The 4,867-nt window shown below is 64.8% G+C and carries 6 protein-coding genes; all 6 read right to left on the reverse strand.

The features are described 5' to 3' along the window. Positions 1-965, reverse strand: a 965-nt coding sequence (gene eccB, locus BST15_RS20620; RefSeq protein WP_083071161.1) for a type VII secretion protein EccB, incomplete at its 3' end; no start/stop codon positions are given. Further along, on the reverse strand, positions 962-2,803 hold the full coding sequence (gene eccA / locus BST15_RS20625) for a type VII secretion AAA-ATPase EccA (RefSeq protein WP_046187972.1): 1,842 nt from the start codon (positions 2,801-2,803) through the stop codon (positions 962-964). The genes eccA and eccB, both read right to left, overlap by 4 nt. Positions 2,804-2,853: 50 nt before the next feature. Beyond that, a complete protein-coding gene (locus BST15_RS20630; protein WP_046187990.1) occupies positions 2,854-3,819 on the reverse strand; it encodes a TauD/TfdA dioxygenase family protein in 966 nt (321 codons plus the stop codon). A 159-nt stretch (positions 3,820-3,978) separates the two neighbouring features. Next, positions 3,979-4,266, reverse strand: a complete 288-nt coding sequence (locus tag BST15_RS20635) for a WXG100 family type VII secretion target (protein ID WP_046187971.1) — start codon at positions 4,264-4,266, stop codon at positions 3,979-3,981. Positions 4,267-4,284: 18 nt separating this feature from the next. Continuing rightward, positions 4,285-4,578, reverse strand: a complete 294-nt coding sequence (locus tag BST15_RS20640; protein WP_046187970.1) for a hypothetical protein — start codon at positions 4,576-4,578, stop codon at positions 4,285-4,287. A 44-nt stretch (positions 4,579-4,622) separates the two neighbouring features. Then, positions 4,623-4,867 (reverse strand): PPW family C-terminal domain-containing PPE protein (locus BST15_RS22300; RefSeq protein WP_474623353.1); only part of this gene is annotated, 245 nt, incomplete at its 5' end.

The following is a 4,867-nucleotide window of genomic DNA, read 5'->3' on the forward strand; positions in this document are numbered from 1 at the left end:
GCCAACACACCCGAAATCGGCTGCAAACCATCCTCCAACACCGCGTAATAACGCAATCCACCATCGGAGCTGCCTGCAACTTCATGGGCGACGACCACCCCACCGACGGGCACCGGCAAACCGTAAGACGGGAGGCTTCCCAGCTCGGGGATCGCCGGTGCCGTCAAGGGCGGCGCTTCGGGGACCACGTTGAACAACCCGGCAGCGATCGGCCGCGGCTTCGCCGCGGCATCCAAACCCAGCGCGGCGGTGATGGCCCTATCGCTGAGGTCGATCCGGCTGCGCTTGCCGTCCCACAACAACCAGACCCCTGCACCGTTATCGACCAGCACCGCGTGGTCGGGCTCTAGAGTCTCGGCGCGAGAGCCGCTGCTGTCCAACGGTCCTGCGACCAAGGTAACTCCGCTGGCAGTGCCCGACACCGCGTCGCACACCGTCCAGTCGGCATCGGCGGAGGCATTTTGCACCGTCCGCTCGGGGGCGCCGGGGATTCCCAACAGATTGCCCCGCGGGAACTTGTCGAGGACCTCCTGTCTCACCGGAGTCGGGTCGACGGGCCGGCCCGCGATCAGTCGCGCCGAAGTCAGGTTCAGCACCGGGTGCAACTGATCACCGACCCGCACATACAACGCCGACGTCGACCGATCCGCCAGCACCGGATCACCATCGGCCGCACTGTTGGGCCGAATCAGGGTCAGGACAAAGCAGCCCGCCAAACCGGCCACCAGCAAGACCGCGCCCATCAGCACCGAACGAGACTGCGCGCGCAATGGCTCCACCAACATCCGGGTGTCGTGCAGCGCTACGCCGGAGGCGATCCGCCGGACCAGAAACCGCCAGCCGCTCACCTGGTGCTTGGTGACGAACCCGCGCCGGTACTCCACCCGGTCGGGGTTGGCGTTGACCGGAGTGCGCGAAGCGAACGAACGCCGCCCGTCCTCAGATCCATCGAACTGCTCGCTCACGCCTGCACCTCCAATCCGAGGCCGCGCAGCAACGGTGCCACCGAGTTACGAACATCGTCGGCAGTGATGGTCATGAGCTCCTCATCGGTGAACGCCTCGGTGCCCGCCTGCTCGGAATGGTCAAGCCGGAATTCACGCTCTTCCTCGGAGCGCTCCACCAGGTTTCGCACGAACCGGCCGTTACCGGCGATGTCGAGGCTGCGCCGATCAACACCATTGGCATCCGGGTGCGAGGCCGCCGCCAAGCGCGCGAACAACGCTTGCAGGTCTTCCTGTGCTGAGGGCTCAAAGACGCTGTCGCGGTGTTCCGCCATCACCGTGGCGATCTCCACCAGCTCGTCGGCCGTGTAGGACGGGAAGTCGATACTGCGGCTGAACCGCGACCGCAGGCCTTCGTTGGTGTCCAGGAATCGGTCGAGATCGGCCCGGTAACCCGCGATGATCACCACCAGACGGTTGCGGTCGTTCTCCATGCGCGCCAGCAGCGTGTCGATGGCAATCAGGCCGAAGTCATTCTTGGCGCCCGTGGCCACCAGGGCATAGGCCTCATCAAGGAACAGCACGCCATCGAGCGCACTGTCGATGACCGCATTGGTCTTGGCCTCGGTCTCCCCGATGTGCTGACCGATCAGGTCGGCCCGGTGGACCTCTCGCACGTTCTCCTTTTTCAACAGCCCCAGGCCGCAGTAGATCTTGGCCACCACGCGGGCAATGGTGGTCTTACCCGTCCCAGGCGGCCCAGCAAAGACAAGGTGGTGCGCGCGCTGGGCCACGGCCAAGCCATGCTGTTCACGCCGGATCGCCATCGCCACGGAGCTCTTCAGCCGCTGAACCTGATCCTTCACCTCGTCCAGGCCGATGAACTCGGCGAGTTCCCGCTCGGCCTCAGCCAGTAGCTCTGCCTTGCGTTCGTGCGATCCGGGATCGATGAAGTCGGCTTCCGCCGGCTCGGTCGCGGGGTCCCAGGGATCGGTCCTCGCCGCAATCCGATCCGCAGTGGTCGTGACGATCCCGAAACTGTGGTCCAGCAGGGCATGCTGGACCTCTTCGTTCTCCGGATTGGCCGCATAGAGGTCCTGCAGCACCTCCGCCGCAGACTCCTCATCTTCCTGGGCCCGCAGGACCAATCCTTTCGCCAGCGCCCCATCGGTGGCGGCTGCTGCGATCGGACCTTCGGGCTCCTCGAGGTACGACAACGCCGGCGCATACATACCCAGCCGGGCCAGCGCCGTGCCCAGAGCGATCTTGGCGGCATGGGCGAAAAGCTCGTCGAGTCCAGGATCGTTGACGATCGGCGTCAACAGCTTGACGACGTCCGACCACCGCTGCGCCCGATAGTGAATCACGATGGCGATCCAGCGGGCGTCGCGGAAGGTCGGCCGGCGCTCGGCGAGCTCGATGACGATCCGATTCGCCTCGCCGAACCGGCCGGCAGCAGCCAGCGCTGCGGCGTAGGCCAGGTTGAAGTCGTCGGTATCGGTGGCACGGAACTTCAGATACAGACCCGAGTCGTAGTGAAAGCCCAACTCGCCCTGTGGAAGATCGAGCTTGCGCTGCAGTACTCCCACCGTGGGTGCGGTGCGCCACACCGCCTCCAGCACCCGTGGCGACGTGTCACCGGCTGCCGCCAGTCCCACCCATGCATCGCACTGTTCGTGGGCGACGCGGGTCAACGCGGCGAAACCGGTGCGAGCCGCGGCCAGGTCGGCGGGCCGTCTCCGACCGTGGACCGCGACGCCCAGTGCCCTGCTGCAGGTGGCGAACCGGCTGACGATGTCGGCATCCACTCTGGTTGTGGCGGTGCGTGCGTCCAGCACACCCACGTCACGGTTACTCATTCTCAGATCACTTCCCACTCAACGCTGCACGGCCCGAATCGAACGGTGGCTTATGCCACCGCTCGAGGCTCTCCGATGACGGAGTACGCCGAAGCATCTCCCTGGATCACTCGGCTGCGCTCGCCGTGGACGCTGACGGGAATGTCGCCGGCAAGGGTGATGCGGTGCAACCGCCGGTGCGCCTGACCGAAGTCGGAGACTCCGTAGTGCTGGGTGGATCGGTTGTCCCAGATCGCCAGGTCGCCCAGCTGCCAGTTCCACCGGGTGGTGTTCTCCGGCCGGGTGATTCGCTCCTGGAACAGTTGGAACAGGGCCCGCGACTCGGAGTGCTTGACCTCGGCGATTCGCTGCACGAAGTTGCCCAGCAGCAGGGAACGCTCTCCGCTCTCGGGGTGCACTCGGACCACGGGGTGCTGCGTCTCGTAGGTGGTGGAGTTGAACGTCTGGATGTACTGCTGAAACTCTTCGGTTTGCAGAAGGTCGGCGTACTTCTCCAGCTGCTTGGAGTCCGTCAGGTCGAGCTGGGTGTAGTCGAAGGCGTTGCTGTGGATGGCCCAGAGCTCGTCTGCCAGCCGGGCCAGCGGGTTCGGCAGCTGCTCGTAGGCAGTCACGGTGTTCGCCCACAGAGTGGTTCCGCCGTAAGGCGGCAGCTCCACGGCGCGAAGCAGTGAGGCCTTGGGGGCCCGATCGACGAAGGTGACGTCGGTGTGCCAACTGTTGGCGGCGGTACCGCCGAACGAGTCGATCGGAAGGATTGCGCCTTCGCCCTTCAGCAGCGGGTGCGGGGCGGTCGGTGTACCCAGCAGCTGAGCGAACTCGAATTGGCTGACATCGTCCAGGTGGTGCTGGTCCCGGAAGAAGATGACCTTGTGGGTTACCAACGCGTCATTGATCGCGGTGACGGTTTCGTTGTCCAAGTCACCGCTCAACTGGACGCCGTCGATCCGGGCGCCGATGTATTCGCCCAGTTTCACCACTTCGAGGTCGGTGCGGGTGGGCGACGAGCTGCTGGGCATAGTTTTCTCCTCGGGGTTGTGCTGGGTGTTTTGTGTGTGATGTTCGAGCACTGCGCCGACGACGGATCATGGGCAGCGATTGGCCCAACGCTGTTTCGGCGCGGGTGGTGTTATGGATTGGCGCGTCGGATTCGACGCACGAAAGGACGACTTTAGGACTCAGCCCCAGCGGGCTGCTTCGGCGGTGTCGCGGGCGTTCATCAGCAACGTGTTGGCTTCATGGGTAGACGCCATCGCCCGATAAGCCAGCACCAGCTCCTCCATGGCCTGATTCCACTGCACCTGCCACGCCTGATAGGTCAGTCCGGTATCGCCCTGCCATGCGGCATGCAACGCTGCCTGCTCAGTGGCAATGTCGGCACCGACGGCCTGCAAAGTGCCCGCGTACCCATTCATCTCCGCGGCGTGCGCCAGCATCGCCGGGTAGTTGTACAGAATCTGCGACATCACTGAAATCCTTTCTCGTCAGAATCCGGTGTAGGAGCTCGCCGCCGCGGCATCGGCCGCCACATACGTGCTACCCGCATCCGCCAAGTTCACCTGCGCTGTGTCCAGCAACGCATTCACCCTCGCCGCCAGCGCCACAAACCGCGCATGCGATCCCTGAAACGCCGCCGCCGCCTCACCCACGTGCACCGCCTGCGCCGACAACGCCGCCTGCTCCGCCTGCGCCATCGTCGAGCGCATCAACGCCGCCTTGGCACCAAAGGCCGACTCCGACGCCACCAACTGCGGAATATGTGCATCCAAAAAACTCATCGTCTACTCCCTGTCCACATCGATTGCCTTGTGTTTAGCGGTGATCAGCTCTGTCCGTGGCCATCGGCTCCTTCGCTCGACTGTCGGGTCCAGCTGGCCGGCAGTAGCGGCTCAGTGGGAGCGCTCTGGAACGAGTCCCCTGCCACGGTGGTCAATCCCGTTTCCCGCACAGCGTGTTTGATGGCACCGCCTTCGAAGCCGAGTCCGCCCGCGCTGCCGTCGGAAGCCAGCGGTCCCCCACCGGTCGGTGGCGCCCATTCGGCATCGACCTCCACATTCATGTCGGCAT

It is taken from the genome of Mycolicibacter arupensis (assembly GCF_002086515.1).
Classification (GTDB): Bacteria; Actinomycetota; Actinomycetes; order Mycobacteriales; family Mycobacteriaceae; genus Mycobacterium; species Mycobacterium arupense.

What these genes read in the sequence shown, in the direction of transcription:
- BST15_RS20640 (WP_046187970.1), bottom strand. Translation starts at nt 4,578, where the DNA reads ATGAGTTTTTTGGATGCACATATTCCGCAGTTGGTGGCGTCGGAGTCG.
- BST15_RS20635 (WP_046187971.1), bottom strand. Translation starts at nt 4,266, where the DNA reads ATGTCGCAGATTCTGTACAACTACCCGGCGATGCTGGCGCACGCCGCG.
- BST15_RS20630 (WP_046187990.1), bottom strand. Translation starts at nt 3,819, where the DNA reads ATGCCCAGCAGCTCGTCGCCCACCCGCACCGACCTCGAAGTGGTGAAA.
- eccA (WP_046187972.1), bottom strand. Translation starts at nt 2,803, where the DNA reads ATGAGTAACCGTGACGTGGGTGTGCTGGACGCACGCACCGCCACAACC.